This window comes from Aeromonas sp. HMWF016 (genome assembly GCF_963878195.1).
GTDB classification, from domain to species: domain Bacteria; phylum Pseudomonadota; class Gammaproteobacteria; order Enterobacterales; family Aeromonadaceae; genus Aeromonas; species Aeromonas lacus.
This window is the reverse complement of record NZ_CAWNWX010000109.1, coordinates 1-5983: the sequence shown is the minus strand read 5'-3', so window position 1 is coordinate 5983 and position 5983 is coordinate 1. Positions and strand designations below refer to the sequence as shown.

Below are 5983 nucleotides of genomic sequence, written 5' to 3'. Positions count from 1 at the left end.
CCTGGCCCGGCAACGTGCGCGAGCTGCGCAACCTCATCGAGCGCTGCCTGCTGCTCGGCAAGCCCCCCGCCGACTACTGGCAGAGCAGCCAGCCGGCGCCGCAAAGCGATGGCGGCGACGGTTATCCGGTTGAGTGGCCGCTGGCAGAGGTGGAGAAGGCCCACATCCTGCAAGTGGTGGCGAATCACGATGGCAACAAGTCGGCCGCCTCCCGGGTGCTTGGGGTGGCGCGCAAGACGCTGGATCGCAAGTTCAAGGAGTGGGCCATCGAATGAGGTCTGCCGATGCCAAGGGAGTGGCGATGAAAAAGAGCCTGTTGTCACGCTGTATCCGGATCCTGTTGCCGCGCTGCGTGCGCACCAAGGTGCGCTGGCGCCTGCTGCTGCTCACCTCCATGCCCATCATGCTGAGTCTGGCGGGCATGGTGGCGCTTACCCTCTACTGGACTCTTACCTACAGCTGGCAGAGCCTGCTCACCACGGTCAGAAGCGATCTGGCCAGCGCCCACCACGCGGTGAGCGTGCAGCAACTGCGCCAGAGCGAGCACCTCGAGCACCTGCGCGATGCCTGGGCCTTTCAGCTGCGGCTGCGGGAATCGCCGGATCAGCTGCAGGATTGGGTGATGCCGCTGGCATCCAACTACGGCCTCGATTTTCTGCGTTTGCGCCGCGGTGACGAGCTGGACACCCTGACGGCGCAGGAGCTGACGGCTCTGCGTGCCGGGCACAGCGTCAGCCACTTTGTGGTCTGGTCGCAGCAGGAGATGCGCGCCCTCTCGCCGCTGTTGGCCAAACGGGCCGTGCTGTGGCAACGGGACGGCACCAAAGTGGTGGAGAACCGGGGACTGATCAGCCTCTCGCTGACGCCGGTGATGGGCCGCGACGGCTCCCTTTGGGCAGTGCTGGAGGGTGGCGAGCTGATTAACGGCAGCACCCGGCTGGTGGACGAGATCAAGGGGCAGGTGTTTGCCAAGAGCACTCTGCCGGATGGCAGCGTCGGCACCGTCACCCTGTTTCTCGACGATCTGCGGGTGAGCACCAACGTCCCGATCAGCAGCAGTCATCAGGTGGGCCGGGCAGTAGGCACCCGGGTCTCGCCGCCGGTGCGCGAGCAGGTGCTGAAGCGGGGCGAGCTCTGGATTGACCGCGCCTTCGTCCACGACGCCTGGTATGTCTCGGGCTACGAGCCGCTCCTAGGCGCCAGGGGCGAGCGGATCGGCATGCTCTACGTCGGTTTCCTCGAGTGGCCCATCATCCGCACCTACCTCACCAATCTGGTGGAGCTCGGCTCCGGCGTGGTGGTGTTGCTGCTCATCTCGGGCCTGCTGGTCTATCGCAGCGCGCGGGATCTCTTCACCCCCATCGAGCGGATGCACAAGGTGGTGCGGCAGGTGCAGGCGGGGCAGTCGGCCCGCATCGGCGAGCTGGCCCTCGACCCCGACCACGAGCTGGCCCAGCTTGGCCGCCAGTTCGACGCCATGCTGGACAGGCAAGAGGCGCACCAGCAGCAGATGGCCCGCAGCGCCGACGAGCTGGAGCAGAAGGTGGCCGAGCGCACCCAGAGCCTCAAGCAGAAGACCGCCGAGCTGGAGGAGCATATCCAGATGCTGACCGAGGCGCGCCAGCAGCTGCTCATCAGCGAGAAGCTGGCGGCCCTTGGCGAACTGTCGGCTGGCGTTGCCCACGAGATCAATAACCCCTTGGCGGTGATCCTCGGCAACGTGGAGCTGATGAAGCTGGAGCTGGGGGAGGCGGCCGAGCCGGTCAGCGAAGAGCTGGCGCTGGTACTGACCCAGATCGAGCGCATTCGCGCCATCACCCGCAGCCTGCTGCAATACTCCCGTCCCGGCGACTACGAGACGGCGCCGGTGTGGCAGCACCTCAACCCCATCATCGAGGAGAGCCTGACCTTGGTGCGCTCCGCCCTGCGCCAGCAGCAGGTGGCGCTGGTGGCCGACCTCAAGGCGCAGCAGCCCATCGAGGCGGATCGCCAGCAGCTGTTGCAGGTGCTGATAAACCTCTTGGTCAACGCCAGCCACGCGCTGGGTGAGCAGGGGGAGATCCGGGTCGAGAGCCGCGACTGGTTCGATGAGGCGGGCGTGTTGCAGGGGGCGCTGGTGCGGGTCATCGACAACGGCAGCGGCATCGAGGCGGCCATCATGGACAAGATCTTCGACCCCTTCTTCACCACCCGAGCCACCGGCACCGGGCTGGGGCTGGCGTTGAGTCACCGCATCATCAGCCGCTGGGGTGGCGAGCTCTTGGTGGACTCCACCCCGGGGCAGGGGAGCTGCTTTACCGTGCGGCTGCGCAGCCACGCCCTGCTGCCAAGCGGCGGTGAACCGGTCCAGCTCGAAGGGTGGCGCATCGCCCTCAATGCCGAAGGGTTTGATTCCAGCGGCGAGCGCAGTCAGTAACCCTTCACCTGCATGCAACTGCAAAGATCCCCGAGCAAAGCCTTGGGGATTTTTTTATGGCGGCTCTGGCGGATCGGAGGGGGCTTGGGCAGGGCTGGCTAGGGAGACCTTGCTACCCTCTTTGGGGCAAAACCGGCGGTATAAATTAAATTTATGGGTTTTGCCAAAATGACCAAATTTTAACTTATGCCGAGTGCCAACCCGTTCTGAGCGCCTGTTACAGGTGGATGGAGGCTTCTAGCGCCCTCCCTCCGATCTGAGGGGGAGGTTATGAAGAGGCGTAGAAGGGCGTCAGGCAAAGGCAGGCAAATCGTCTCGCAGGCCGCTTGGCCTGCGAGACGTGAAATGGCGGGAGAGGGTGAAGTGTGGGAGAGTGTCAACGGTTCGGCTGGTATAGGGCCGCTTACAGCGGGCTCCACACCAGCTTGCCGCTCTGGGTCAGGTCATAGCCGCCGAGGCGGGCCGCCAGCTCGCGCCCCTCGGGGGATTGCAGCCAACCGATCAGCTGTTGCAGCAGGGTGCGAAAGTAGACCCCCTGCGGCATCACCAGATCGAAGCACTCCTGCGACAAGGGCATAAAGCCGAGGCCAAACTCGGTGGCGGTGCTCTGGGCGCCGGGCCCGACGTCCGCATCGCCACGGCTGATGGCGGCAGCCAGCTCCCGCTCGCTGTTGACCTCGAGGGTGCGCTCCAGCCGGGTCAGGGACTCTCCTTGCGTTTGCAGCCACTCCTGCAGGGCGCGCTGGCTGCCAGCCCCCTCCTGACGCATGGCCCAGCGCCAGTCGAGCGCCTCTTTCGCCTCTTTGGGTTGCAGCCCTTGCCGCAGCACCAGCCCCTGTACCCGCCGAAATCCATGAACGATCACCCATTGCCGGTGGCCCTGATACTGCTGCACCAGCGCCGGGTGGCGCAGGTGGGCCTCCTCGGCCTGCCCCCAGTGGATGGCGCAGAGATCCACATGGCCGCGCGCCAGCATCGCCAGCCCCTGCCTTGTGCCGCACGGGGTGTAGCCCACCAGTGCCTGGGTGCCGAGCTGCCGGGCCAGCCGGCTGCTGGCGTAGTGGAGCAATACGTCGTCCGAGCCCGCCAGCAGCAGGCGGTCGTTCATCACCCCCTCGTGGCAGCTGCCAAGCAGCCAGCGATCGAGCAGGGAGCGGGGAAACAGCCACTTGCCGGTCGCCTTGGTGGCGGGGATGCGCGCCTCGTTGGCGAGCTGGTAGACCTTCTTCTCGTTGAGATCGAGGTACTCGGCCACCTGCTTCACATTCATAAATTCGTTCATGGCTTGTTCCTGACCTCTGTGGTGGCGTGGTCGAGATACAGAGCGATCTGCTTGGCACTCATAAACTCGTTCATGGCTTAGTCCCGCATCCCGCGACCGGCCGAACCGGGCGCCAGCACCGGCGGTTTCTCGTCCAGCACGATATGGTCGTGGCCGCTAAAGACCTCGAAGTGGCGCCCCTTGGCGCGGGCAATCATGGTGATGCCGAGCTGGCGGGCCAGATCCAGCCCCATCTGGGTGACGCCGGAGCGTGACAGCAGCACCGGAATGCCCATCTGCGCCACCTTGATCACCATCTCAGAGGTGAGCCGCCCCGTGGTGTAGAAGATCTTGTCGTAGCCAGCCTCGCCGCTCATCCAGAGCTCGCCCGCCAGAGTATCCACCGCATTGTGGCGCCCCACATCTTCGACAAAGGAGAGGATCTCAGCGTCGCGACAGATGGCGCAGCCATGGACGGCGCCCGCCATCTTGTAGGTTTCGTTATGGGCCGAAAGCGCCTTGAGCAGGGCGTAGAGGGTGCTCTGTTTAAGCTCGGGCGCCGCCAATACCACCCCTTCGAGCTTCTTCATCACGCTGCCATACATGGTGCCCTGACCGCAGCCGGAGGTGACCGTCTTCTTCTCCAGGGATTTGTCGAGATCTTCGGCCTGCTGGCTGCTCACCACGGCGGCGGCCTCGCTCTCCCAATCGACGATCACCGACTCGATGGCCGAAATATCCTCGATAAAACCCTGATTTTTCAGATAACCCAGTACCAGCGCCTCGGGGCGGGCCCCCAGCGTCATCAGGGTCACTATCTCCTTCCAGTTGAGGTAGACCGTCAGTGGCCGCTCACAGGCGATTTGGCGGGTTTGCAGCGTGCCCTGCTCATCCATCACCTCGACGGCCATGGTGAGCTGGGCTGCTGCATTGCTTTTGATAAAGGTCGGTGTCATGGGCCCCTCGCGACCGGTTGCCGGGATCTAAGGGGAGGGATACAGCAAGTTTTGTTCCAGATTAATAGGACGGAAAGAATGTCAGAGTGATAGTACGAAAAGCGTAATTATGTTGTCTTGGTAAAAGCGAGCCCGATCCCATTCTGAGTAGGTTGTAAACAGCCACGCTTTTCTTTGAAAACCAAGAGGGTTAGAATTTTAACAAAACATTATATGTGGTATGTAGAACATGCCATTGAATCCACGCTACACGTATTTTAAATAAGGTCGCGATATCTAATGAATGCAGGTGAAATAGGAACAGAAGCAGGCCGTATATTTGAGTATAACTTACCAAGTAGCTGGATATTTCGTAGTCAAGAAGACCAAAATGATTTTGGTATTGATGGCGAGATAGAGCTAAAGGATGAGAGTGGTAAAGCTTTAGGTAAAGAAAGCATCTTTAAGGTGCAGATTAAAGGTGAGGAAAAGTCTACATATATTAACGATGGGAAGATATTGTCTTTTAATTTGAAAATGGAGAGGTTGAAGTATTACTTGGACTTCAAAGTGCCAGTGGTATTAGTAGTTGTAGAAATTTCATCAGAGAGAATTTTCTGGTTGATGATTACAAATAATGAGACTTTAATAAGAAAGGCTGCGGAGTCAGGAGATAATGAGTCTATTCAGGTTCATCTTCCAATCGACAATTATTTAATCAGGAAAAATGCCTGTTCAGCAAAAAATATATTTATGTCTGTTGTGGAGTGCTGGGATTACCTTAATGTGAAAGGTTTGCAGGATTCAATTAAAAGATATCCAATAGTCAATCCATCAACACTGAACAAGAAAATTGATGATATTGGTGACGCTCTATTCAAGGCGTATCATCAGCAGCTAAATAACTATTTATTTGATAAAAATTTTCATGGTGTCTATCAGAAGGCCGCAGAAATATGCTTATCTCCAATAGTTCCAGCTAAGGATAGGTTCGTTGCTCTTTTATATTATTGGCAAGCTTTTCAAACTGCACCATTTACAAATGTAAGTAAAGATATTCTTGATGAAAACTATAAAATTTGTCATTGGCTTATTTCTCTGGCTAGAGAACAAAAAAGTAGGCTTCATAGACTGATTGCGGTAGGTAAATCTCGAAGAGTCAAATTTAAGTTACAACTAGATCAATTGCATGCGATACATAACTCCATTAATCACTTTGAAAAAGGTTCTTTTGAACGCGCTATATTTAATAACCAAACACAGCAGCTCTATCATAAGAGCTGTATTTCATTACAAAAATGTATTGAGTTATGTCGTCGATTAACAAGAGATGGACAATATAATATCCTCTCTGATTTCTTTATTGATATA

5 protein-coding genes are annotated in these 5983 nt (G+C 58.1%); 3 read left to right on the top strand and 2 right to left on the bottom strand.

The window, feature by feature from the left end; translation table 11 throughout:
• Both AACS24_RS18265 and AACS24_RS18260 read left to right on the top strand, forming a co-directional pair.
• Positions 1–275, top strand: a 275-nt coding sequence (locus AACS24_RS18265) for a helix-turn-helix domain-containing protein (RefSeq protein ID WP_308810142.1), incomplete at its 5' end; no start/stop codon positions are given.
• 26 nt (positions 276–301) lie between these two features.
• The gene (locus AACS24_RS18260) at positions 302–2416 is read left to right on the top strand and encodes a sensor histidine kinase (protein ID WP_181364230.1); all 2115 of its coding nucleotides are present in this window, start codon (positions 302–304) and stop codon (positions 2414–2416) included.
• Between the two features lie 403 nt (positions 2417–2819).
• Here the strand turns inward: AACS24_RS18260 and AACS24_RS18255 are convergent, their stop codons facing one another.
• Together AACS24_RS18255 and AACS24_RS18250 are read right to left on the bottom strand one after the other, a co-directional pair.
• The gene (locus AACS24_RS18255) at positions 2820–3686 is read right to left on the bottom strand and encodes a helix-turn-helix transcriptional regulator (protein WP_181364229.1); all 867 of its coding nucleotides are present in this window, start codon (positions 3684–3686) and stop codon (positions 2820–2822) included.
• 89 nt (positions 3687–3775) lie between these two features.
• Positions 3776–4633 carry a formate dehydrogenase accessory sulfurtransferase FdhD gene (locus tag AACS24_RS18250; RefSeq protein WP_108571561.1) on the bottom strand — a complete coding sequence of 286 codons (858 nt, stop codon included), beginning with the start codon at positions 4631–4633 and terminating at the stop codon, positions 3776–3778.
• 279 nt (positions 4634–4912) lie between these two features.
• Here AACS24_RS18250 and AACS24_RS18245 point away from each other — a divergent pair.
• A partial coding sequence (locus AACS24_RS18245) for a DUF4365 domain-containing protein (RefSeq protein ID WP_146181431.1) occupies positions 4913–5983 on the top strand: 1071 nt, incomplete at its 3' end.